This window comes from Streptomyces sp. NPDC001410 (assembly GCF_042895235.1).
Taxonomy (GTDB): domain Bacteria; phylum Actinomycetota; class Actinomycetes; order Streptomycetales; family Streptomycetaceae; genus Streptomyces.
Genome location: NZ_JBIAWE010000006.1, coordinates 410,451 through 433,939, shown reverse-complemented (window position 1 = coordinate 433,939; position 23,489 = coordinate 410,451). Strand labels below are relative to the sequence as shown.

General features: G+C 72.5%; 19 protein-coding genes and 1 riboswitch. Of the genes, 12 read left to right on the top strand and 7 right to left on the bottom strand.

Annotated features, from left to right (window positions below; translation table 11 throughout):
• Nucleotides 1–17 precede the first annotated feature (17 nt).
• On the bottom strand, nucleotides 18–491 hold the full coding sequence (locus tag ACFY3C_RS15895) for an Asp23/Gls24 family envelope stress response protein (RefSeq protein WP_390771114.1): 474 nt from the start codon (nucleotides 489–491) through the stop codon (nucleotides 18–20).
• A gap of 87 nt (nucleotides 492–578) precedes the next feature.
• Between ACFY3C_RS15895 and ACFY3C_RS15890 the strand changes: the two genes are divergently transcribed.
• Nucleotides 579–1,304: a nucleopolyhedrovirus P10 family protein gene (locus ACFY3C_RS15890; RefSeq protein WP_390771113.1), complete on the top strand. Its 726-nt coding sequence runs from the start codon at nucleotides 579–581 to the stop codon at nucleotides 1,302–1,304.
• A 13-nt stretch (nucleotides 1,305–1,317) separates the two neighbouring features.
• Here ACFY3C_RS15890 and ACFY3C_RS15885 read toward each other — a convergent pair whose 3' ends face one another.
• The 3 genes from ACFY3C_RS15885 to ACFY3C_RS15875 form a co-directional block, all read right to left on the bottom strand.
• Nucleotides 1,318–2,121 (bottom strand): enoyl-CoA hydratase/isomerase family protein, encoded by an 804-nt coding sequence (locus tag ACFY3C_RS15885; protein WP_390771112.1) that lies wholly within the window; start codon nucleotides 2,119–2,121, stop codon nucleotides 1,318–1,320.
• A 129-nt stretch (nucleotides 2,122–2,250) separates the two neighbouring features.
• The gene (locus tag ACFY3C_RS15880; protein ID WP_004002281.1) at nucleotides 2,251–2,472 is read right to left on the bottom strand and encodes a helix-turn-helix domain-containing protein; all 222 of its coding nucleotides are present in this window, start codon (nucleotides 2,470–2,472) and stop codon (nucleotides 2,251–2,253) included.
• Between the two features lie 335 nt (nucleotides 2,473–2,807).
• A complete protein-coding gene (locus ACFY3C_RS15875; protein WP_386573938.1) occupies nucleotides 2,808–4,406 on the bottom strand; it encodes an ABC-F family ATP-binding cassette domain-containing protein in 1,599 nt (532 codons plus the stop codon).
• A 293-nt stretch (nucleotides 4,407–4,699) separates the two neighbouring features.
• On the opposite strand from ACFY3C_RS15875, the gene ACFY3C_RS15870 reads away from it, so the two are divergent.
• Nucleotides 4,700–5,110: a VOC family protein gene (locus tag ACFY3C_RS15870; protein ID WP_386573939.1), complete on the top strand. Its 411-nt coding sequence runs from the start codon at nucleotides 4,700–4,702 to the stop codon at nucleotides 5,108–5,110.
• A 30-nt stretch (nucleotides 5,111–5,140) separates the two neighbouring features.
• Here the strand turns inward: ACFY3C_RS15870 and ACFY3C_RS15865 are convergent, their stop codons facing one another.
• The 3 genes from ACFY3C_RS15865 to ACFY3C_RS15855 form a co-directional block, all read right to left on the bottom strand.
• Nucleotides 5,141–6,424, bottom strand: coding sequence for a hypothetical protein (locus ACFY3C_RS15865; protein WP_386573941.1), 1,284 nt, complete (start codon nucleotides 6,422–6,424; stop codon nucleotides 5,141–5,143).
• A gap of 329 nt (nucleotides 6,425–6,753) precedes the next feature.
• Nucleotides 6,754–7,881: an alpha/beta hydrolase gene (locus ACFY3C_RS15860; protein ID WP_390771111.1), complete on the bottom strand. Its 1,128-nt coding sequence runs from the start codon at nucleotides 7,879–7,881 to the stop codon at nucleotides 6,754–6,756.
• 913 nt (nucleotides 7,882–8,794) lie between these two features.
• On the bottom strand, nucleotides 8,795–9,469 hold the full coding sequence (locus ACFY3C_RS15855) for a class II aldolase/adducin family protein (protein WP_390771110.1): 675 nt from the start codon (nucleotides 9,467–9,469) through the stop codon (nucleotides 8,795–8,797).
• 233 nt (nucleotides 9,470–9,702) lie between these two features.
• Here ACFY3C_RS15855 and ACFY3C_RS15850 point away from each other — a divergent pair, with 233 nt between their 5' ends.
• From ACFY3C_RS15850 to cobI, 10 genes are all read left to right on the top strand, one after another.
• A complete protein-coding gene (locus ACFY3C_RS15850) occupies nucleotides 9,703–10,464 on the top strand; it encodes a lysozyme (RefSeq protein ID WP_390771109.1) in 762 nt (253 codons plus the stop codon).
• 143 nt (nucleotides 10,465–10,607) lie between these two features.
• A complete protein-coding gene (locus tag ACFY3C_RS15845; RefSeq protein ID WP_390771108.1) occupies nucleotides 10,608–11,855 on the top strand; it encodes an anion permease in 1,248 nt (415 codons plus the stop codon).
• 28 nt (nucleotides 11,856–11,883) lie between these two features.
• Nucleotides 11,884–12,111 carry a hypothetical protein gene (locus ACFY3C_RS15840; RefSeq protein ID WP_386573948.1) on the top strand — a complete coding sequence of 76 codons (228 nt, stop codon included), beginning with the start codon at nucleotides 11,884–11,886 and terminating at the stop codon, nucleotides 12,109–12,111.
• Nucleotides 12,112–12,352: 241 nt separating this feature from the next.
• Nucleotides 12,353–12,495: riboswitch (cobalamin riboswitch) on the top strand.
• Between the two features lie 99 nt (nucleotides 12,496–12,594).
• Nucleotides 12,595–13,539, top strand: a complete 945-nt coding sequence (locus tag ACFY3C_RS15835; protein ID WP_390771107.1) for a cobalamin biosynthesis protein — start codon at nucleotides 12,595–12,597, stop codon at nucleotides 13,537–13,539.
• Nucleotides 13,536–15,119 (top strand): cobyric acid synthase, encoded by a 1,584-nt coding sequence (locus tag ACFY3C_RS15830; RefSeq protein WP_390771106.1) that lies wholly within the window; start codon nucleotides 13,536–13,538, stop codon nucleotides 15,117–15,119. Before ACFY3C_RS15835 ends, ACFY3C_RS15830 begins: the two co-directional genes overlap by 4 nt.
• Nucleotides 15,116–18,769: a cobaltochelatase subunit CobN gene (gene cobN / locus ACFY3C_RS15825; protein ID WP_390771105.1), complete on the top strand. Its 3,654-nt coding sequence runs from the start codon at nucleotides 15,116–15,118 to the stop codon at nucleotides 18,767–18,769. The genes ACFY3C_RS15830 and cobN overlap by 4 nt, the downstream gene beginning before the upstream one ends.
• Entirely contained in the window at nucleotides 18,766–20,778 is a 2,013-nt protein-coding gene (locus ACFY3C_RS15820; protein ID WP_390771104.1) for a putative cobaltochelatase, read from the top strand. Before cobN ends, ACFY3C_RS15820 begins: the two co-directional genes overlap by 4 nt.
• On the top strand, nucleotides 20,778–21,377 hold the full coding sequence (gene cobO, locus ACFY3C_RS15815) for a cob(I)yrinic acid a,c-diamide adenosyltransferase (RefSeq protein WP_097255411.1): 600 nt from the start codon (nucleotides 20,778–20,780) through the stop codon (nucleotides 21,375–21,377). Before ACFY3C_RS15820 ends, cobO begins: the two co-directional genes overlap by 1 nt.
• Nucleotides 21,371–22,750, top strand: a complete 1,380-nt coding sequence (locus ACFY3C_RS15810; protein ID WP_386573954.1) for a cobyrinate a,c-diamide synthase — start codon at nucleotides 21,371–21,373, stop codon at nucleotides 22,748–22,750. Before cobO ends, ACFY3C_RS15810 begins: the two co-directional genes overlap by 7 nt.
• The gene (cobI, locus tag ACFY3C_RS15805; protein WP_390771103.1) at nucleotides 22,747–23,478 is read left to right on the top strand and encodes a precorrin-2 C(20)-methyltransferase; all 732 of its coding nucleotides are present in this window, start codon (nucleotides 22,747–22,749) and stop codon (nucleotides 23,476–23,478) included. Before ACFY3C_RS15810 ends, cobI begins: the two co-directional genes overlap by 4 nt.
• Nucleotides 23,479–23,489 lie beyond the last annotated feature (11 nt).

Sequence of the window (23,489 nt, the reverse complement as noted above, 5' to 3'; positions counted from 1 at the left end):
GTGCGGGGCCCGGTGCCTCACTGGATCCGGGGCGGCGCGGGCTCCTCTTCCTCTTCCTCGGGGAGCTTGACGTCGCTCACCGCGATGTTGACCTCGACGACCTCGAGTCCGGTCATCCGTTCCACGGAGGCGATCACGTTCTCCCGTACCGCGCGGGAGACATCGATGATGGACACGCCGTAGTCCACGACGATCTCCAGGTCGAGCGCCGTCTGCACCTCGCCGACCTCGGCCTTCACCCCCCGGGTCACCGACTTCGTACCGCCCGGCACCCGGTCGCGCACGGCGCCGAAGGTGCGGGCCAGGCCGCTGCCCATGGCATGGACGCCGAGCACCTCCCGGGCGGCCAGTCCGGCGATCTTCTCCACGACACCGTCGGCGATGGTGGTGCGTCCCCGGGTCGCCGGGTCCCCACCGCCGCGCCTGGTGGCCTTACGGGTCGACACCTGCGGCTCGCTGTCACCTTCTGGGGTCGTCGTCATCTCGGTCATCGCCGTACGTCCCTTTCGGTCGTCGTCCTGTGACCACCGTAAGCAAGGATGCTCGGTTGTGCGCCGGGAATGCGGCAGGCTGGAGGAATGACGGCGGACCGGTGGGCGCAGGAAGTGAGGCATCAGCTGGGGCTTGGCCGGCTGCTGCCGCTCGGCGGCCCGCGCGACGGGGCGTGGATCGCCGAGGGGGCGGCCGCGGCGGTGCTGGCGCGCGCGGCGGCGACGGAGGTACCGGACGTGCGCCTCGGCACGCTGCGGATCACGCTCGCCGATCCGGAGGACGTCCACGAACCCGTCGTACCGGCTCCGCCGAGCGCCCTCTTCCCGGGTGCGCTCCGGGTGACGGCGGACTTCGCGGCCACCGCCGCCGAGCCCCTGCCGACGACGGCGTCCCGCCTGCGGCTGACGCTGGCGACAGCCGCGACGGACCGTCTGGGCCTCACGGTCACGGAGGTCGACCTGCGGGTGACGGACCTGCTCGAAGCAGCGGACGGGCAGGGGGACGCGGTAGCCGCACCGCAGCCGCCACCTGCCCGCGAGACCACGAACCCCGACGAGTCCCTCGCGACGGCAGCCGCGCTGTCCGTCCCCGGGGTGACCCGTCTGACGGGCTCACTCGCGGGCTTGGGCCGGGCGGTGCACGTCGAACAGCGCACCGACGGAACCACCCTGCCCCACCGGCACGTACGCGTGGAACTGGCGACCGGCACGGACCACCGGGCCGTGGACGTGGCCCGGCAGGTACGTATGGCGGTACGGGACGCGCTGGACGATCACCCGACCGTGGCGGTGCTGGTCACGGCAGTCGGCTGACCGCCGCCCCGGCTCATTCGCCGACGCCGGCCAGGTCCCGCAGCCGCCGCCCCTGGGCAGCCCGCTCAGCCGCACGCTGCTCGTCGTACGTACGACCGGCAGCACCGCGCAGCAACGCCTTGGTCTCCACCACGGCATCCCGCGGCGCAGCCATCATCGCCGCGGCCAAGTCCCCCACCGCACCGTCCAGTTCGACGGCGGGCACGGCAAGGTTGGCCAGCCCCGACGCCACCGCTTCCTGCGCCCCGACGAACCGCCCGGTCACGCAGATCTCCAGCGCACGGGCGTACCCGACCAGGCCGACCAGCGGATGCGTGCCGGTCAGGTCGGGAACGATGCCGAGGGCGGTCTCGCGCATGGCGAACTGCACGTCGTCCGCGACGACCCGCAGGTCGCAGGCGAGCGCGAGCTGGAACCCGGCACCGATGGCATGCCCCTGGACAGCGGCGATGGACACGATGTCGTTCCGCCGCCACCAGGTGAACGCCTCCTGGAATTCGGCGATGGACGCGTCGAGCCCGGCGTCGTCACGGCGCGCGAGATCGGTGAAGGTCGGCTCGCCCGGGATCCCCTCCGGAGTGAACATCTGACGGTCCAGTCCGGCGGAGAAGGACTTGCCCTCGCCGCGCAGCACCACGACACGGACGGAGCCCGGCAGCAGCCGACCGGCCTCGGTGAGCGCCCGCCACAGGGCGGGGCTCTGCGCGTTGCGCTTGGCCGGATTGGTCAGCGTCACCGTGGCGAGCGCGTCGTCGACGGTGAGCCGTACGCCGTCCTTGTCGAGTACAGGAGCGAGGTCCTGGTCGGGCGAAGCCATGGGGCGCCTCCGATGGGTGCGGTCATCACGCATTGCCGTACTGGCATGCTAAGTGACTGCACAGTAACCACCCGGCCGATCAGGCAACCGACCGGGTGGCCACCGTCGAAGGCGATGGGCCGCCCGGAGTCAGGACGATGCGGCCTTCTTGCCCCGGGTCGCTCCGCCACGCCCACGGAGCGTGACGCCCGACTCGCTGAGCATCCGGTGTACGAAGCCATACGAGCGGCCGGTCTCCTCGGCCAGCGCCCGGATGCTCGCACCGGAGTCGTACTTCTTCTTCAGGTCTGCCGCGAGCTTGTCGCGCGCGGCGCCGGTCACCCGGCTGCCCTTCTTCAGAGTCTCGGCCACCCGTGCCTCCTCATGGGAAGTGCGCTCTGGTCTCCTCATGATCACCCCTCCACGGCGTGATGGCCACCCATTCGGCAAGGTCCGTGAGACATCGTTGTGACGACAGGAGCACATCCCCACATGCGGAATCCACGATTCCACAGTGGAGCGCCCATGAGGCCGAACGGGTGGATTCGCGAAGTGCCAGGTCAGGGACGCGAAGCGGCCGATCCCTTGGTGGCAAGGGGATCGGCCGCGAAATCGATGTACGACACACCTCGATACGAGGAGATCTCACACAGATGATGGATCACGGCTCGGCCGAATGATCCATACGCAGTGGATCAGTCTTTCGATCAAGCCAGGGCGACGAGATCGGCGTAGTCGGCGCCCCACAGGTCCTCGACGCCGTCGGGCAGCAGGATGATCCGCTCGGGCTGGAGCGCCTCGACGGCGCCCTCGTCGTGGGTGACGAGGACGACCGCGCCCTTGTACGTGCGCAGGGCGCCGAGGATCTCCTCGCGGCTCGCGGGGTCGAGGTTGTTGGTCGGCTCGTCCAGGAGCAGGACGTTCGCGGAGGACACGACCAGGGTGGCGAGGGCGAGACGGGTCTTCTCACCGCCGGAGAGAACACCGGCGGGCTTGTCGACGTCGTCGCCGGAGAACAGGAACGAGCCCAGCACCTTGCGGACCTCCACGAGGTCCATGTCGGGGGCGGCCGAGCGCATGTTCTCCAGGACCGTGCGGTCGGCGTCCAGGGTCTCGTGCTCCTGGGCGTAGTAGCCGAGCTTGAGGCCGTGGCCGGGGCGGACCTCGCCGGTGTCGGGCTGCTCCACCCCGCCGAGCAGACGCAGCAGGGTGGTCTTGCCGGCGCCGTTGAGGCCGAGGATCACGACGCGCGAGCCCTTGTCGATGGCCAGGTCGACGTCGGTGAAGATCTCCAGGGAGCCGTACGACTTCGACAGCCCCTCGGCCATCAGCGGGGTCTTGCCGCAGGGCGCGGGCTCGGGGAAGCGGAGCTTGGCGACCTTGTCGGACTGGCGGACCGCCTCCAGGCCGGACAGCAACTTGTCCGCGCGGCGGGCCATGTTCTGCGCGGCGACCGTCTTGGTGGCCTTGGCGCGCATCTTGTCGGCCTGCGCGTTGAGGGCGGCGGCCTTCTTCTCGGCGTTGGCGCGCTCGCGCTTGCGGCGCTTCTCGTCGGCCTCGCGCTGCTGCTGGTAGAGCTTCCAGCCCATGTTGTAGACGTCGATCTGGGAGCGGTTGGCGTCCAGGTAGAACACCTTGTTGACGACCGTCTCGACCAGGTCGACGTCGTGCGAGATGACGATGAAGCCGCCGCGGTAGGTCTTCAGGTAGTCGCGCAGCCAGATGATCGAGTCGGCGTCGAGGTGGTTGGTGGGCTCGTCGAGCAGCAGCGTGTCGGCGTCGGAGAAGAGGATCCGGGCCAGCTCGACACGGCGGCGCTGACCGCCGGAGAGCGTGTGCAGGGGCTGGCCGAGCACACGGTCGGGCAGGTTGAGCGCGGCGGCGATGGTGGCGGCCTCGGCCTCGGCGGCGTACCCGCCCTTGGTGAGGAACTCGGTCTCCTGGCGCTCGTACTGCTTGAGGGCCTTCTCGCGGGTCGCACCCTGGCCGCCCGCGATCCGCTGCTCGTTCTCACGCATCTTGCGGATCAGTACGTCGAGGCCGCGCGCGGAGAGGATGCGGTCACTGGCGAGGACGTCGAGGTCGCCGGTGCGGGGGTCCTGCGGGAGATAGCCGACCTCGCCGGAGCGGGCGACGTTGCCGGCGGCCGGGATGCCTTCGCCAGCGAGGACCTTGGTGAGGGTGGTCTTGCCTGCGCCATTGCGGCCGACGAGGCCGATGCGGTCGCCCTTGGCGACACGGAAGGTGGCGTTCTCGATGAGGACGCGCGCACCGGCGCGCAGCTCGATACCGGAGGCGGAGATCACGGACAGACTCCTGGGCGTACGGGATTGGGCGGTGGGCGGCTGAGGACGTTCCCGCCGTCTAATGCGCGAGGAGAATGGCCATGGGCCAAGTCTAACGGGGCCGTGCAAGCGGTTTTTCTACGTCCGTGTGTTCGGGCCGCTGTCCAGGGGCTGTTGCCCGAGGGGCGATGCCGTGACATGCACCACACGGACCCGTCCCGGTGCGACACCTTCCGCTGAGGCGTTGTCAGTGGCGACTGCAAGACTCGATGTGAGGACCGGACACCCGACCGACGCACGAAGGAGTGATCGGCATGGCAGGCACAGGCGGACGGCCGAGCATCTGTCCGACGCTGTTGTACGCGGACGCGAAGGCGGCGATCAGGCAGCTCACGGAGGCCTTCGGCTTCACCGAGCTGTCGGTGTACGAGACGGAGGACGGCTCGGTGATGCACGCCGAGCTGGTCCAGGGCAACGGCGCGGTGATGGTCGGCTCCAAGGGCCGCGGCGGCCTCTTCGACACGGCGATGAAGGACGCCGGGCCCGCGGGGGTGTACGTGGTCGTGGACGACGTCGACGCCCACCACCAGCAGGCCGTGGAGCACGGCGTGGAGATCCTGATGCCCCCGACGGACCAGGACTACGGCTCGCGGGACTACATGGCCCGGGACGCCGAGGGCAACATCTGGAGCTTCGGGACGTACGCCCCCGAGATCGGCGGCTGAGCGGACCGGTCCCGCAGCCCGCCGAAAGGCCTATCCGCCGGTGTGCACCTGGAACGCGGCCCGGCGCACGGCCTTGGCCAGGGCGGGGTCGGGGTGGGCGGCGGCGAGCGCGACCAGGACCTGCACGGTGCGCGGGTGACCGACGGCGCGGACCTCGTCCAGCAGCGTGGGGACGGTGGGCTGCACGGCGGCCTCCAGATGCCGTACCAGCATCTCCGTCTCGCCGTGGTCGGCGACGGCGGCGGCGGTGTCGACCCACAGCCAGGTGGCCTCCTCACGGGTGAGGACCTCGTGGGCGTCCTCCGGGTCGACGCCGTCGTGCTCGGCGAGCCACAGCAGGGCGTACGGCCGCAGGGCCGGGTCGTCCAGCACCGCGCGTACGTCGGGCTCGGCGGGGGCGCCTACGACGCGCAGCGCCTCGAAGGCGAGGCCGCGCAGCAGGGCGTCCTCGCCACGGGCGGCGCCCAGCAGCTCGGTGACGGCGCTGCCGACGGGGCGGGCGGCGAGCCAGGCGCGGTACTCGGCGCGGGCCGCGTTGGGGCGGAGCTGGGCGCAGCCGCGGAGCATGTCCTCGGCCGCCTGCTCGATGTTGCCGGCGGGGCTCTGCGCGGCCACGCAGATCTGCTCCAGCTTGACCCAGACCGCCCAGCTGCCCAGCGGGGTGAGCGTGGCCTGGCCGCCGCCGTAGGTCAGGGCGCCGACGGCGGCGAGGGCCTGGAGGGCCCAGTCGAGGAGGGGGGCGAGCGGGGTGTCCCCGACCGGTCCGGGTTCGGCCGGTGCGGGTTCGGCCGGGCTCAGGGGCCCTTCGGGCTCTGCGGAGCCGGGCTCGTAGGGAATCTCGCAGCGCTCGGTGCGCAGTTCGGTGACCCGCTGCTGGAGCAGGTCGAGGAGCTGCTCGACCGGGACGGGACCGGCGGACAGCTGGAGGAAGGAGAGCACCTGGGGCATGGCCGAGACGACCTCGGCGACGGCGGCCGGTTCGTGGTCCGCGGGTTCCGGGCTGGCCAGCGACCAGGCGTCGAAGAGGGCGACCCAGCCGCGCAGCACGGCACTGTCGTCGCGGTCCCAGGCGCGCAGACGCCAGCCGGGGCGCGCGCTGTCCCCGTGCACCTCGACGAGTCCGGCGAGGCGGGCGGTGTCCCAGTCGGCGCGGATCTGAGTGGCGCTCAGGGCGAGGTCGGCGGCAGCGCGTTCGGCGCTGATGTCGGAGAGGGTGGCCTTGCCGTCGGCGGTGGCGGCGTCGCGGCCGGGGCCGAGAGCGGAGTCGGCCCAGCGGGCGACGCGGACCGCACCGCCCAGTCCGGTGCGCGCCATTCTGGCCAGTTCAGCGGGGGCCGGGGTGCCCTCCGGCGGCCGGGGTGCGGGGCGGCGTGGGCGCCGCTGGTTCACAGCTCTGGGGGCGGCGGCCAGGGGTCGCGGTCGGACAAGTCGAAGCCTGGAGTCGCGCGGGATACGGGACGTCACGGGTGCAGTCTTCCGGTTGACGGTCCGAAAACCCAAACGGAATGTCACGGGGGGCGACGGGGCTGGCCAACGCACCGGGGGTGCTGGCGGGCGAGGAGACATGATCAGGCCAGTCGTTCGACCTTAAACGGAACGCCTGGAACCGGGGCTTCCGACTTGCTCCGGCGGAGCCGGGGGCCTCACATCAGCGGGGTCAGGAACCGGCGCAGACGCTCCTCGTACTCCTTCGGGTCCGCGTTCCACATCGCACCGTGCGGAGCCTGCGGCACGGTGTGCAGGGCGACGCGGTCGGGGCGGCGGGCGGCCAGGCGCCGGGAGTACTCCCACGGGGCGACCGTGTCGTCCGGGCCGTGGACGATCAGGGTCGGCACGTCGAGCAGCGCGGGATCGGCGGTCTCCCCCGCCCCGTCGGCGTTGAGACCGGCCCGGCCCTGCGCGGCCCACACGGCGAGCGGCAGCAGGGGTTCGGGGGTGTGGCGGGCCTGGGCGAGGGCGCGCAGGGTGGCCGGCCAGCTGAGCACCGGCGAGTCGAGGACCAGACCGGCGACGCGCTCGCGCACGACGGAGTGCTCGGCGGCGCGCAGGGCCATGGTGGCGCCGGTGGACCAGCCGAGGAGGATGACCCGGCGGGCGCCGTAGCGGACGGCGTAGCGGATCGCGGCGTCCACATCGCGCCACTCGGTCTCGCCGAGGTGGCCCAGGCCGTCCGGCGGGCGTGGGGCGCCGAGGTCGCCGCGGTAGGCGAGCGCGAGGATCGGCAGCCGGCGGCTGTGCAGGAACTCCATGACATTCATGGCGTGCTCGCGGGTGGTGCCCAGGCCGTGCACGGCGATCACCCAGGTGTCCCGGTAGCCGGGCACGAACCAGGCGGGCAGGGCCCCGAGTTCGCCGGGCACGTCGATGTCGGCATGGTCGAGCCCGAGGGCCGTGTCCGGGTTGCCGACGTGCACGTTCGGGGTGAGCCACACGGCGTCGCCGGCGGCGAGGGTGCCGTGCGTGACGCGCACGAGGCGGCGTACGACGGTGTCGGCTGTGTGCGCGGCCGTCGCCAGGACGGGACCGACGACCGCGTGCGACCCGTCGCCGGCCAGGCCGTAGGTGCCGGGGCGCAGTGAGGCCAGGTCGCGGGTGAGGGTGATCTGTCCCGCGGCCGTGCCGTGCACGGTGAGCCGGGGTTCGGTGGGCAGCGGGCGGCCGGGCGGCGCCTTCAGCGCGGCGTCACTGGCAAGCCGCCCGGCGGCCACGGAGGCCGCGCCGGCGGCCAGGACCGCGGTGAGTGCGGCGGCGGTCGCTCTGACGGTGCCCACGGCTTCCAGTGTCGTGCGGGTTCCCGATACGGGCCAGCGGAACGGTGAGGGGGCCAGGATCCGGCGGGGTGAGGGAGCCAGGATCCGGCGGGGTGAGGCGGGCCGGGATGCGGGGGGTGAGGCGGGCCGGGATGCGGGAGAGCCGAGATCCGGCGGGGTGCGGGAGGGCGCGGCACAGCCAGAGGCGTGCGCTGGGGCTAGCGCCGTTGCGGAAGAGCGCGCCGTGCCCGAGCGTCGCTGTGGCGGAGAAAACCAATGGGCCGGGCAGGTGCGGGCCAAGCCGAGCCGAGCCGAGCCGGGCCGGGCCGGGCCAGGCCGGTGCGGGCCGGGCCGGGCGGGTGCGCCGTTGCGGAAGAGCGCGCCGTGCCCGAGCGTCGCTGCGGCGGAGAGAACCGATGCGCCGGGCCGGTGCGGGCCGAGCCGAGCCGAGGCCGAGCCGAGCCGGGCCGGTGCAGGCAGGGCAGGTGCGGGCCGGGCCAAGCCGGGCCGGTGCGGGCCAAGCCGGGCCGGGCAGGTGCGCCGTTGCGGAAGAGCGCACCGTGGCCGAGCGTCGCTGCGGCGGAGAGAACCGATGATCCGAGCCGGGCCGATGCGGGCCGGGCCAAGCCGGGCCGGTGCGGGCAGGTGCGGGCCAAGCCGAGCCGGTGCAGGCCAAGCAGGTGCGAGCCGAGCCTGGCCAAGCCGGTGCAGGCTGAGCCCGGCCAAGCCGAGCCGGTGCAGGCCGAGCCCGGCCGCTGCGGCTGGCGGTCAGAAGGCCAGACGACCAGACGACCAGACGACCAGACGACCAGACGACCAGACGACCAGACGACCAGACGACCAGACGACCAGACGACCAAGCGGCCAAGCGCCCAGGCGCCCAGGCGCCCAGGCGCCCAGGCGCCCAGGCGCCCAGGCGCCCAGGCGCCCAAGGTCAGCTGCGTTGGCCGTAGCCCTTCAAACGTGTGCCGGCCTCCTCCATCTGTATGTCCGTCAGCAGGGAGGGCGTCAGGCCCGGCACCGACGATGCCGTCAGCCACAGGCGGCACATCCACTCCAGCTGGGCGGTGCGGTCGTAGGCCTGGTCGAGGGTGGTGCCGTAGGTGATCGTGCCGTGGTTCTGCAGCAGGCAGCCGGAGCGGTCGGCGAGGGCGTCGAGCATGTTCGCGGCCAGCTCGTCGGTGCCGTAGGTCGCGTAGCGGGCGACACGCACGCGGCCGCCGAGGGCGCCGGCCATGTAGTGGATCGGCGGCAGCTCGGTCACGAGGGTGGAGACGGCCGTGGCGTGCACGGCGTGGGTGTGGACGACGGCCCGGGCGTCGGTGGTGCGGTAGACGGCGAGGTGCATGGGCAGTTCGCTGGTCGGCACGAGCGTGCCGAGCACCTGGCGCCCGTCGAGATCGACGCCGGTGATGTCGTCCGGGGTCAGCCGGTCGTAGGGCACGCCCGAAGGGGTGACCAGCACGACGCCCCCGACGCGTGCCGAGACGTTTCCCGAGGTGCCGACGACCAGTCCGTCGGCCACCGTCCGGCGGGCCGTGGCGACCAGCGCCTCCCAGACGTGCGCCGCTTCCGCTTCCCGCTCCGCTTCCCGCCGCTGTTCAGCCATGCCGCGATCCTGCCAGCCGGCCCGGCTCGGAGCGGCCCGTCGGCGTGCTTCGGGCCGGAACCCGTACCGCCGAACGAGTGAAGGCCGCCGCGAAACACCCGAAATCATCATGTTTTAAGTGATCATCAGGCATTCAATGATCTTTCATACCCGGATCTTTCTTACTGGGATCTTTCTTGCTCGGATCTTTCCTGCTCGCTGGACGACGTTCCACCGCCACTCCAGGGGGACACATGCCTCGTGCTCGCACCGCCTCCCGCTCCCGCCGCCGCGCGGGCGTTCTCGCGGCCGCCACCGCGGCGCTCGCCCTCACGGGCACCCAGGCCGCGGCCGCCGGGTCACCGGCGTCCGCCGTGGGCCCGCTCAGAGGCCACGACGTGTCGTCCCACCAGCAGCACGTCGACTTCCCCGCCGCCCGGTCGGACGGCGCACGGTTCACCTACATCAAGGCGACCGAGTCCACGACCTACCAGAACCCCTACTTCGACCGGCAGTACGAGGGCGCGCGCCAGGCGGGCCTGATCCGGGGCGCGTACCACTTCGCGCGGCCGGACCGCTCCTCGGGCGCCGAGCAGGCCGCGTACTTCGTGCAGCACGGCGGGGACTGGCGGGCGGACGGCTGGACGCTGCCGCCCGCGCTCGACATCGAGTACAACCCGTACGACGACAAGCACGAGTGCTACGGGCTGGACCGGACGCGGATGGTCGACTGGATCCGCTCCTTCAGCGACGAGGTCGAGCGGGAGACCGGCCGGCGTCCGGTCATCTACACCACCGCCCACTGGTGGCAGGCCTGCACCGGCGACAGCCGCGCCTTCGCCGGGGACCACCCCCTGTGGATCGCCCGGCACGGCACGTCGGACCCGGGAGAACTGCCGGGCGGCTGGACACACTGGACCTTCTGGCAGTTCGGCACCGAGGGCGGTCTGCCGGGTGACCAGAATCTCTTCAACGGGCCGCCGAGCCTGCTGCAGGCCTTCGCGCGGGGTTGGTAGCCAAGGGGCGCCTGGGGTGTCGGACTCGAACGACATCCCAGCCATCCTTTGACGACACCCTGACGCCTGCCTCAGTTCACCTTCCGTTCACCCAGGTTGCCTACGGTCCAACAGCCAATGACCTCGAACGATTGCCTGGGTAAATGGAAAACTTCTCGCTGATCCTCGCGATTGTGGTGGTAACCGCACTCGCGTTCGATTTCACGAACGGTTTCCACGACACCGCCAACGCGATGGCCACGACCATCTCGACCGGTGCGCTCAAGCCCAAGGTGGCGGTGGCCATGTCCGCCGCCCTCAACCTTGTAGGCGCTTTCCTCTCCGTGGAGGTCGCCAACACGATCTCCAAGGGCCTTGTCGATGAGAACGGCATCCGTCCCGAGGTCATATTCGCCGCCCTGGTCGGCGCGATCCTCTGGAACCTGATGACCTGGCTGGTGGGACTGCCGTCCAGCTCCTCGCACGCCCTGATGGGCGGCCTGATCGGCGCCACCGTCGCCTCCGCGGGCTTCGGTGCCGTCCACAGTGACGTGCTCGTCACCAAGGTGCTGCTCCCGGCGGTCGCCGCGCCGATCGTCGCGGGTCTCGCCGCGATGCTGGCCACCCGCTTCTCCTACGGCATCGGCAAGAACGCCGACGGCGAGGCCACCCGCAAGGGCTACCGCGCCGGTCAGATCGCCTCCGCCGGTCTGGTCTCCCTCGCCCACGGCACCAACGACGCGCAGAAGACGATGGGCATCATCACCCTCGCGCTGATCGCGGGCGGCGCCATCGCCCCCGGCTCCAACCCTCCCATCTGGGTCATCCTCTCCGCGGGTCTGGCGATCGCGCTCGGCACCTACATCGGCGGCTGGCGGATCATCCGCACCATGGGCAAGGGCCTGACCGACCTCGAGCCGCAACAGGGCTTCGCCGCCCAGACCAGCGCGGCCACGGCCATCCTGGCCTCCTCGCACCTCGGCTTCTCCCTCTCCACCACCCACGTCGTCTCCGGCTCGGTGATGGGTGCGGGTCTGGGCCGCAAGGGCGGTGTGGTCCGCTGGTCCACCGCGACCCGCATGTTCATCGCCTGGGCGCTGACCCTGCCGGCCGCCGCGCTGGTCGGCGCGGGCGCCGAGTCCGTCATGGACCTGGGTGACTGGGGCACCGCGGCCGTCGCCGTCTTCCTGGTCGGCGCCAGCGCCGCGATCTGGAAGATCTCCCGCCGCGAGGTCGTCGACCACACCAACGTCGTCGACGACACGGAGGAGCCGGCCGGCGTGGTGACCACCGCCATCGCCGCGGTGACCCCGCCGCCCGCGGGCATCGTCGCCGAGGACCTGTCGGTCACGATCCCGGCCCAGGCCACCACCGAACCGGCTCCGGCGACTCCGCCGGCCGCCGCAGTCTGACCGCCCGGAAACTGAAGGAAGCATCCCCATGAAGATCGACTGGGCGGCTCTCGGCTCCGTCTTCGGCGTCAGCCTCGCGTTCACGGTGGGCCTGGTGGCCCTGTTCACCCTCGGCGTCAACGGCCTGTCGCGCCGCGAGAAGGCCACGGCGCAGGGTGGGTCCGCGGCGCTGGCCGTGACCGGTGCGTACGTGTGCTTCGCGGCTTGTGCGGCCGCGGTGGCGTACGGGATCTATCTGATCGTGGCGAAGCCCTGACGCGTAAATCCTCATCGTCCGCCCTGTCGGCACCGATTCAGTCGGAGCGACAGGGCGGACGTGTGTCCGCCGCGGCCTGGACGCTCTTGCAGGCGATCACGGTCCGTGAGCGCGAGCGGGATCCCCGCATGCCGTCCGAGGGAGCGGAATTCACCGCAACCCGGTCGCTCGGCGCCGCCCGGCGGGCCGGCGATGTGGGCCTCAGCACAGTCCGGCTTCCCAGGTCAAAGGCAAGTTGACGGCCCTTCCGGGCGCGTGGTGGACTGCCCGGGCCATGTACGGCGGCAGGAGAGGAAGCCGGTGCGAATCCGGCGCGGTCCCGCCACTGTCACCGGGGAAGAAATCCCCGGGAGCCAGGAACTCTCACCGCCGGTCTCGTCGAACCAGGGCGTGGACACCCTGAGTGAGGACATATCGCCATGCGCGGCTGCCGATTGAGGTTCAGTAACCAGGCCCTGCCTGCCCCGACGGCCGGCTGAGCCGATGGGTGCCGATCGCTTCTACGCGTACGGCGCCGCCGCCGGCCTCGTCGGCGACCTGGTCCTCGGCGATCCGCGCCGCGGGCATCCGGTCGCCGCGTTCGGGCGGGCTGCCGCCGCCGTGGAACGCGCGCTGTGGCACGACCACCGCGGCTGGGGTGCGCTGCACACCGCCGTGTGCGCCGGAGGCGCCGTCGCGCTGGGGGCCGTGGCCGAGCGGGCAGTGCGCCGCTCCCCCGTCGCTTCCGTCGCGCTGACCGCCGCCGCCACCTGGGCCGTGGTCGGGGGTACTTCGCTCGCCCGGGAGGCGCGGACCGTCGGGCGCGCGCTGGAGGCCGGGGACGTCGAGGCGGCCCGGGCGCGCCTGCCGCATCTGTGCGGGCGGGATCCGCAGGCCCTCGACGCCGACGGGATCGCCCGAGCGGTCGTGGAGTCCGTCGCCGAGAACACCTCCGACGCCGTGGTGGGTGCGCTGGTGTGGGGTGCGGTGGGCGGGGTGCCGGGGCTGCTGGGGTTCCGGGCCGTCAACACCCTGGACGCGATGGTGGGGCACAAGTCGGCCCGCTTCCGGCGCTACGGCTGGGCTTCCGCCCGGCTCGACGACGTCGTCGGGTGGCCGGGGGCGCGGCTGACCGCCGTACTCGCCGCCGCGGCCGGACCGGACCCCCGCGGCGCGGTGCGTGCCTGGCGGGCGGACGCCCGCAAGCACCCGAGTCCCAACGCCGGGCCCGTCGAGGCCTCGTTCGCGGGTGCCCTCGGTGTCCGGCTGGGCGGGACGCTCTCCTACGGCGGACGCGTCGAACACCGGCCCGTACTGGGCGGGGACACCGGCCGGGCGGTCCGGGTCACCGACATCGACCGGGCCGTACGGCTCTCCCGCCGGGTCGGCCTGCTCGCGCTCGGCGTCACGGTCGCCGCGCGCCGACTCGTGAAGGGACGTGGCAAGTGAACGGTGGTCTGCTCGTCGCCGGCACCACCTCCGACGCCGGCAAGAGCGTCGTGACGGCCGGGATCTGCCGGTGGCTGGTGCGCCAGGGCGTCAAGGTCGCGCCCTTCAAGGCGCAGAACATGTCCCTCAACTCGTTCGTGACCCGGGAGGGTGCCGAGATCGGGCGGGCCCAGGCCATGCAGGCCCAGGCCTGCCGTGTCGAGCCGACCGCGCTGATGAACCCCGTGCTGCTCAAGCCCGGTGGCGAGCAGAGCAGTCAGGTGGTGCTGCTCGGCAAGCCGGTGGGCGAGCTGAGCGCGCGCGGCTTCTTCGGGGGGTCTGGGGGGGCGTCCCCCGGGAAAAGGCTGCACGGGGGGCGCCAACAGCAGCTGCTCGGCACGGTGCTGGACTGTCTGGCCGAGTTGCGGGGCACGTATGACGCGGTGATCTGTGAGGGGGCCGGTTCGCCCGCGGAGATCAATCTGCGGCGCACCGACATCGTGAACATGGGGATCGCGCGGAACGCGCGGCTGCCCGTGCTGGTGGTGGGCGACATCGACCGCGGAGGCGTGTTCGCCTCCTTCTTCGGGACCGTCGCGCTGCTGTCCCAGGAGGACCAGGAGCTGGTCGCCGGGTTCCTGGTGAACAAGTTCCGCGGGGATGTCAGCCTGCTGGAGCCGGGGTTGGACATGCTGCACGGGCTCACCGGGCGGCACACCTACGGCGTGCTGCCGTTCCGGCACGGGCTCGGCATCGACGAGGAGGACGGGATGGGGGTCCCCCCGCGCGAGCGAAGCCGAGCGTGGGGGAGGGTCTCCCTGCGCGGGACCGTGCGGGAGTCGAACACCGCCCCGCCCGTCGGCGAGGACGTGCTGCGGGTCGCCGTCTGCGCGGTCCCGCTCATGTCCAACTTCACGGACGTGGACGCGCTGGCCGCCGAACCGGGCGTCGTGGTGCGGTTCGTGGACCGGCCGGAGGAGCTGGCGGACGCGGACCTGGTCGTGGTCCCGGGCACGCGCGGGACCGTACGGGCGCTGGAGTGGCTGCGGGAGCGGGGCCTCGCGGACGCACTGGTGCGCAGGGCCGCCGAGCAGCGCCCGATTCTCGGTATCTGCGGCGGCTTCCAGGTGCTCGGCGAGCACATCGAGGACGAGGTCGAGTCGCGCGCCGGCGCCGTTCCCGGACTCGGCCTGCTGCCCGTGCGGGTGCGGTTCGCCCGCGAGAAGACCCTCACCCGGCCGGTCGGGAAAGCCCTCGGCGAGCGGGTCGAGGGGTACGAGATCCATCACGGGGTCGCCTCCATAGAGGGCGGGGAAGCCTTCTTGGACGGCTGCCGGGTCGGTCAGACCTGGGGCACGCACTGGCACGGCTCGCTGGAGTCGGACGGTTTCCGGCGGGCCTTCCTGCGCGAGGTGGCGGCCGCCGCGGGGCGCCGCTTCGTACCGGCCCCCGACACCTCGTTCGCCGCGCTGCGCGAGGAGCAGCTCGACCGGCTCGGCGACCTGATCGAACAGCACGCGGACACGGACGCGCTCTGGCGGCTCATCGAGTCGGGCGCGCCGCAAGGACTGCCTTTCATTCCACCGGGAGCGCCCGCATGAGCACAGTGTTGTTGTTGTCCACCGCCGACACCGATCTGCTGGCGGCCCGGGCCTCCGGCGCCGGCTACCGGATCGGGAACCCGACCCGGGTGGACGTCGCCGAGGAGCTGCCGGGCCTCGTCGAGGGCGCGGACATCGCCGTCGTACGGCTGCTGGGCGGCAAGCGTGCCTGGGAGGACGGGCTGGCCGCGCTGCGGGCGTCCGGCGTGCCGACCGTGCTGCTGGGCGGCGAGGCCGTGCCGGACGCCGAGCTGATGGCCGAGTCGTCCGTACCGGCGGGCGTGGTGGCGGAGGCCCTGAAGTACCTGGTCGAGGGCGGGCCCGCGAACCTGACCGAGCTGGCCCGGTTCCTGTCCGACACCGTGCTGCTGACCGGCGAGGGCTTCGAAGAGCCGCGGAAGATGCCCGAGTACGGCGTGCACGGCTCGTACGAGATCCGGGACGGCCGGCCCACCGTGGGCGTCCTCTTCTACCGGGCGCACGAACTGAGCGGCAACACCGCCTTCGTGGACACGCTGTGCGAGGCGATCGAGGCGCGGGGCGCCAACGCCCTGCCCGTGTACTGCGGTTCGCTGCGCGGCGCGGACGCCGGGCTGTACGAGCTGCTGGGGCAGGCCGACGCCCTGGTCGCCACCGTCCTGGCGGCCGGCGGTACGCATGCCTCGCAGGCCTCGGCGGGCGGCGACGAGGAGTCCTGGGACATCGGGGCGCTCGCCGACCTGAACGTCCCGGTGCTCCAGGGCCTGTGCCTCACCTCCTCGCGGGCCGCCTGGGACGAGTCGGACGCCGCGCTCTCCCCCATGGACGCGGCGATGCAGGTCGCGATCCCGGAATTCGACGGCCGCCTCGTCACGGTGCCGTTCTCCTTCAAGGAACAGGGACCGGACGAGGTCCCGGTGTACGTGGCCGACCCCGAGCGGGCGTCGCGGGTGGCCGGGATCGCCGTACGGCACGCGCAGTTGAAGCACAAGCCGAACGCGGACAAGAAGATCGCGCTGGTCTTCACCGCCTACCCGACCAAGCACTCCCGGGTCGGCAACGCGGTGGGCCTGGACACGCCCGCGTCGGCGGTACGCGTCCTGGACGCCCTGAAGGAGGCCGGGTACGGGCTCACCGCGTACCCGGACAACGGCGACGAGTTGATCCACCGGCTGATCGAGGCCGGCGGGCACGACGTCGAGTGGCTCACCGAGGAGCAGCTGGCCGCCGCGCCCGCACGGGTGCCGCTCGCCGACTACCGGGCGTGGTTCGACCAGCTCGACCCGGAGCTGCGGGACGCGATGCTGGAGGCGTGGGGCGAGCCGCCGGGCAGCCTGTACGTCGACGGGGACGAGATCGTGCTCGCGTCCCTGCAGTTCGGGAACGTCGTCGTGATGATCCAGCCGCCGCGCGGCTTCGGCGAGAACCCGATCGCGATCTACCACGACCCCGACATGCCGCCGTCGCACCACTACATGGCGGCCTACCGCTGGCTCGACAACAGCTTCGGCGCCGACGCGATCGTGCACATGGGCAAGCACGGCACGATGGAGTGGCTGCCGGGCAAGGGCCTGGGGCTGAGCGCCGGTTGCGCCCCGGACGCCGTCCTCGGCGAGCTGCCCCTCATCTATCCGTTCATCGTCAACGACCCCGGCGAGGGCACGCAGGCCAAGCGGCGCGGGCACGCCACGGTGGTCGACCACCTGGTGCCGCCGATGGCGCGTGCCGACACCTACGGCGACCTGGCCAAGCTGGAGCAGCTGCTCGACGAGTACGCGCTCGTCTCCGACCTGGACCCGGCGAAGGCACCTGCCGTCCGCGCCCAGATCTGGACGCTGGTCAAGGCGGCCGAGCTGCACCACGACCTGCATGTGGACGAGCAGCCGGAGGGCGACGACTTCGACCAGTTCGTCATGCACATCGACGGCTATCTGTGCGAGATCAAGGACGTGCAGATCCGGGACGGGCTGCACATCCTGGGCGGCGGGCCGGTCGGCGAGCCGCGCGTGAACCTGGTCCTCGCCGTGCTGCGCGCCTCGCAGGTGTGGGGCGGCCAGGCGAACGCGCTGCCGGGGCTGCGGGCCTCGCTGGCCGAGTACTTCGGGCTGGTCGAGAAGGAGTTGCTGGCCGAGCCGGGCGCGCCGGTGAAGGTGCCGGTGGAGCTGACGGATCTGGTGGAGGGGCCCTCCCGTACGGCCGCCGACGCGATCGACCTGCTGGAGCAGCTGTGCCGGCGGATCGCGGAGGGCATGGAGGCCCGTGACTGGGCGGTCGCCGAGAGCGTGCCGCTGGTCCGTGAGGTCCTGGGCACCGAACTCCCGGACGCGGTCGCGGTGCTGGAGTTCGCGTGCACCGAGGTGGTACCCCGGCTCGCCCGCACGACCGACGAGATCGGCCACATCCTCCGGGCGCTGGACGGCGGTTACGTGCCGGCGGGTCCCTCCGGCTCCCCCACCCGCGGTCTGGTCAACGTGCTGCCGACCGGCCGGAACTTCTACTCGGTCGACCCCAAGGCCATTCCCTCCCGGCTGAGCTGGGAGGTCGGCCAGTCGCTCGCCGACTCGCTGGTGCAGCGGTATCTGCAGGACACGGGTGAGTACCCGAAGTCCGTCGGCCTCACGGTCTGGGGCACGTCGGCGATGCGCACCCAGGGTGACGACATCGCCGAGATCCTGGCGCTGCTGGGCTGCCGCCCGGTCTGGGACGAGGCCTCGCGCCGGGTGACGGGGTTCGAGGTGATTCCCCTGGCGGAGCTGGGCCGGCCGCGCATCGACGTCACGGTCCGTATCTCCGGCTTTTTCCGGGACGCGTTCCCGCATGTGGTCGGGCTGATCGACGACGCGGTGCGGGCGGTGGCCGAGCTGGACGAGCCCGCCGGACAGAACTTCGTGAGGGCGCACGCCGACGAGGACACCGCCGAGCACGGTGACCGGCGGCGCGCGACGGCCCGTGTCTTCGGCTCCAAGCCGGGCGCGTACGGCGCCGGTCTGCTGCCGCTGATCGACGCCCGCAACTGGCGCTCCGACGCCGACCTCGCCGAGGTGTACGCGGTGTGGGGCGGGTACGCGTACGGGCGCGGGCTCGACGGGCGGGCGGCGCGCGGGGACATGGAGACCGCGTTCAAGCGGATCGCGGTCGCCGCGAAGAACGTCGACACCCGCGAGCACGACCTGGTCGACGCCGACGACTACTTCCAGTACCACGGCGGCATGGTCGCCATGGTCCGCCACCTGACCGGCGTCAACCCCGAGGCCTACGTGGGTGACAGCGCCGTACCCGACCAGGTGAAGACCCGCACGCTCGGCGAGGAGACGCACCGCGTCTTCCGCGCGCGGGTGGTCAACCCGCGCTGGATGGCGGCGATGCGCCGGCACGGCTACAAGGGCGCCTTCGAGATGGCGGCGACCGTGGACTACCTGTTCGGCTACGACGCGACGGCGGGCGTGGTCGACGACTGGATGTACGAGAAGCTCAGCGCGGAGTACGTCTTCGACCCGGAGAACCGGGACTTCATGAAGAAGTCCAACCCGTGGGCGCTGCGCGGGATCACCGAGCGGCTCCTTGAGGCGGCCGACCGCGGGCTGTGGGCGGAGCCGGACGCGGACACGCTGGAGCGGCTGCGCGCCACCTACCTGGAGCTGGAAGGCGACTTGGAGGGCGACGAGAAGTGAGTACCCCGTTTCCGTTCACGGCCGTCGTCGGCCAGGACGACCTGCGGCTCGCGCTGCTGCTGAACGCCGTGTCGCCGGCGGTCGGCGGTGTGCTGGTGCGCGGCGAGAAGGGCACCGCCAAGTCGACGGCCGTACGGGCCCTTTCGGCGCTGCTGCCTCAGGTGTCCGTGGTCCCCGGGTGCCGTTTCTCCTGTGGCCCGGCGGCGCCCGACCCGTCCTGCCCGGACGGGCCGCACGAGGCCGGGCCCGGTGCGGCGCGGCCCGCGCGGATGGTCGAGCTGCCCGTCGGCGCCTCCGAGGACCGGCTGGTGGGCGCGCTGGACATCGAGCGGGCGCTGGCGGAGGGCGTGAAGGCGTTCGAGCCGGGCCTGCTGGCCGACGCGCACCGCGGGATCCTCTACGTCGACGAGGTCAACCTGCTCCACGACCACCTGGTCGACCTGCTGCTGGACGCGGCGGCGATGGGCGCGTCCTACGTCGAGCGCGAGGGCGTCTCGGTGCGGCACGCGGCCCGGTTCCTGCTCGTCGGCACCATGAACCCGGAAGAGGGCGAGCTGCGGCCGCAGCTGCTCGACCGGTTCGGGCTGACCGTGGAGGTCGCGGCCTCGCGGGAGCCCGACCAGCGGGTGGAGGTCGTACGGCGGCGGCTCGCCTACGACGACGACCCGGCGCTCTTCGCCGCGCGATGGGCCGACGAGGAGGCCGCCGTACGGGCCCGGATCGTGGCCGCGCGCGAGCTGCTGCCGCAGGTGCGGCTGGGCGACGGGGCGCTGCGGCAGATCGCGGCGACCTGCGCGGCCTTCGAGGTGGACGGCATGCGTGCCGACATCGTGATGGCGCGTACGGCGACCGCGCTGGCCGCCTGGGCCGGGCGGACGGACGTGCTCGCCGAGGACGTGCGGCAGGCGGCGCTGCTGGCGCTGCCGCACCGGCGCCGGCGCAATCCGTTCGACGCGCCGGGTCTTGACGAGGACAAGCTGGACGAGACCCTGGAGGAGTTCGGCGGTTCGGACGACGAGGACCCCGATCCCGACCCCGATGGTCCCGGTGGGGGCGGTGGGCAGCCGCCGCAGTCCGACGGCGGTCCGCAGGGCGGCGGCGACACCGCCGCGCGGCCCGAGGCCGGGGAAACCGGGCAGCCGCAGGCCTCCGGCGCACAGGAGCAGCAGGCCGTACGGGCCGCCGAGCCGTTCCGTACGAAGGCGCTGAGCGTGCCCGGGATCGGCGAGGGTGCCGCCGGGCGGCGCTCGCGCGCGCGGACCGAGCACGGGCGGACCACCGGGGCCCGGCGGCCGCGCGGGACGCTCACCAAGCTGCACCTGGCGGCGACCGTGCTGGCCGCGGCCCCGCATCAGCGTGCGCGTGGGCGGTCCGGGCCCGGGCTGGTGCTGCGCCGGGACGATCTGCGGCAGGCGACGCGGGAGGGGCGCGAGGGGAACCTCGTGCTGTTCGTGGTCGACGCGTCCGGGTCGATGGCGGCACGGCAGCGGATGAGCGCCGTGAAGGGTGCGGTGCTGTCCCTGCTGCTGGACGCCTACCAGCGGCGGGACAAGGTGGGCCTGGTGACCTTCCGGGGCGCCGCGGCCGATGTCGCCCTGCCGCCGACCTCGTCGGTGGACGCCGCTGCGGCCCGGCTGGAGTCGCTGCCGACGGGCGGCCGTACGCCGCTGGCGGCCGGGCTGCTCAAGGCGCACGAGGTGCTGCGGGTGGAGCGGCTGCGGGATCCGGCACGGCGGGCGCTGGTCGTGGTGGTCACCGACGGGCGGGCCACCGGCGGCCCGGAGCCGGTCGCGCTGGCGGGCCGGGCGGCGCGGCTGTTCGCGGCCGAGGGTGTCGCCTCGGTGGTCGTGGACTGCGAGTCGGGGCCGGTGCGGCTCGGGCTCGCCGGGCAGCTCGCGGGTGAGCTGGGCGGTACGGCCGTCACGCTGGACGAGCTGCGGGCCGACTCGATCGCCGGTCTTGTCAGGGATGTGCAGGGGACGCACGGGACTTCGAGGAGGGCCGCGTAATGCCGCAGGGACAGCCGAGTGTGGTGCCGGACGACGGGCTGACGACTCGTCAGCGCCGCAACCGTCCGCTGGTCGTGGTCCACACGGGCATCGGCAAGGGCAAGTCGACCGCCGCCTTCGGGCTCGCGCTGCGCGCGTGGAACCAGGGGTGGCCGATCGGGGTGTTCCAGTTCGTCAAGTCGGCGAAGTGGAAGGTCGGCGAGGAGAACGCGCTGCGCGTGCTCGGTGCCTCCGGCGAGGGCGGCACCGTCGACTGGCACAAGATGGGCGAGGGCTGGTCCTGGGTCCAGCGGGACGCCCAGATGGACAACGAGGAGAAGGCCCGGGAGGGCTGGGAGCAGGTCAAGCGGGACCTGGCGGCCGAGACGTACCGGCTGTACGTGCTGGACGAGTTCGCCTATCCGATGCACTGGGGGTGGGTGGACACGGACGAGGTCGTGGACGTCCTGCGGAACCGGCCGGGTACCCAGCATGTCGTGATCACCGGTCGTAACGCGCCCGAGAAGCTGGTGGACTTCGCCGACCTCGTCACCGACATGTCCAAGGTCAAGCACCCCATGGACGCGGGGCAGAAGGGCCAGAAGGGCATCGAGTGGTGAGTTCCGTTCCCCGGCTGGTCATTGCCGCGCCGTCGTCCGGCAGCGGCAAGACCACCGTCGCCACGGGGCTGATGGCCGCGTTCGCCGCGCGGGGGCTCGCCGTGTCCGGGCACAAGGTCGGGCCCGACTACATCGACCCCGGGTATCACGCGCTCGCGACCGGGCGTGTGGGGCGCAACCTCGATGCCTACCTGTGCGGCCCTGAGCTGGTCGCTCCGCTGTTCCTGCACGGGGCGTCCGGCTGTGACCTCGCGGTCGTCGAGGGTGTGATGGGGCTGTACGACGGGGCCGCGGGCGAGGGGGAACTCGCGTCCACGGCTCATGTCGCCAAGTTGCTGCGGGCGCCGGTGGTGCTGGTCGTGGACGCGTCGTCGCAGTCGCGGTCGGTGGCGGCGCTGGTGCACGGGTTCGCTTCCTGGGATCCGGAGGTGCGGGTCGGGGGCGTGATCCTGAACAAGGTGGGCTCCGACCGGCATGAGGAGCTGCTGCGGGACGCGCTGGATTCGGCCGGGGTGCCGGTGCTGGGTGTGCTGCGGCGGGCTGCTCAGGTGGATACGCCTTCTCGGCATCTGGGGTTGGTGCCGGTTGCCGAGCGGCACTTGGCTGCGGTCGACTCCGTCGGGGCTATGGCGGCGCAAGTGGCTCGAGGTTGCGACTTGGTCGCGCTGGAGGCGTTGGCACGTTCCGCCGGTCCATTGCCAGGGGGCTCCGCCCCCTGGACCCCCGAACCTGTGCCCACCCCCCACCCGACTCGGTCGGCTGAGAAGCGAGCGCCCATCGTCGCGGTTGCCGGTGGTGAGGCGTTCACCTTCTCCTACGCAGAGCACACCGAGCTGCTCACCGCAGCCGGAGCCGAAGTCGTCACCTTCGATCCGCTTCGGGACGAGCAACTGCCCGAGGGCACTGCCGGCTTGGTGATCGGCGGTGGCTTCCCCGAGGTGTACGCCGCCGAGTTGTCCGCCAACGAGCCGCTGCGCAAGGCCGTCGCCGAGCTGGCTCTCAGCGGTGGTCCTGTCGCCGCCGAATGTGCCGGGCTGCTGTATCTGTGCCGGGAGTTGGACGGGAAACCCATGTGCGGGGTGCTTGACGCCACCGCGCAGATGAGTGAACGGCTCACTCTGGGGTACCGGGACGCGGTGGCCGTCGGGGACAGTGTGCTGGCCGTCGCGGGGACGCGGATGCGGGGGCACGAGTTCCACCGCACGGTCGTCGAGCCCGGGGCGGGGCCCGCTCCCGCCTGGGGTGTGCGCACCCCGGTACGGCGGGTCGAAGGTTTCGTACAGCAGGGCGTGCACGCGAGTTATCTGCACACGCACTGGGCGTCCGAGCCCGGTGTGGCCCGTAGGTTCGTGGAGAGGTGCCGGACGTCATGAGCAGCAGGCTGGTCGGTGTCGGGGTCGGTCCCGGTGACCCGGAGCTGGTGACCGTCAAGGGAGTCAACGCGCTGCGCGCGGCGGACGTCGTCGTCGTACCGGTCATGGACACCGGGGAACGGGGTCGGGCCGAGGCGACCGTGTTGCACTACGTGCCCGCGGAGAAGGTCGTCCGGGTGGTGTTCGCGCTCAACGAGCGGACCGACCGGGCGCGGCGGGAGGCCGCCTGGGACGCGGCGGGCGAGAAGGTCGCCGAGCTGCTGCGGCGGCGCGGGTCCGTCGCCTTCGCCACCATCGGGGATCCGAACGTGTACTCGACGTTCACGTATCTCGCGCAGACGATCACGGAACTGGTGCCGGGTGTCGTGGTGGAGACCGTGCCCGGGATCACCGCCATGCAGGATCTGGCGGCCAGGTCCGGGGCCGTGCTGACCGAGGGCACCGAGCCGCTGACGCTGGTGCCGGTGACGGCGGGCTCGGCGGTGCTCAAGGAGGCGCTGGCCGGGCCGGGGACCGTCGTGGCGTACAAGTTCGGGCGGCAGGCCGCCGAGGTCGCCGAGGTGCTGCGGGAGACCGGGCGGATCGGGGACGCCGTGTGGGGCTCGGCGCTCGGGCTGCCTCAGGAGTCGGTGCGGTCGGCCGCGGAGCTGGACGGGGAGCCGCTGCCGTACCTGTCGACGCTGATCGCTCCACCGCGGCGGGACGGCGGGCGGGGCGGGAAGCTGTGAGGCCGCTGCGG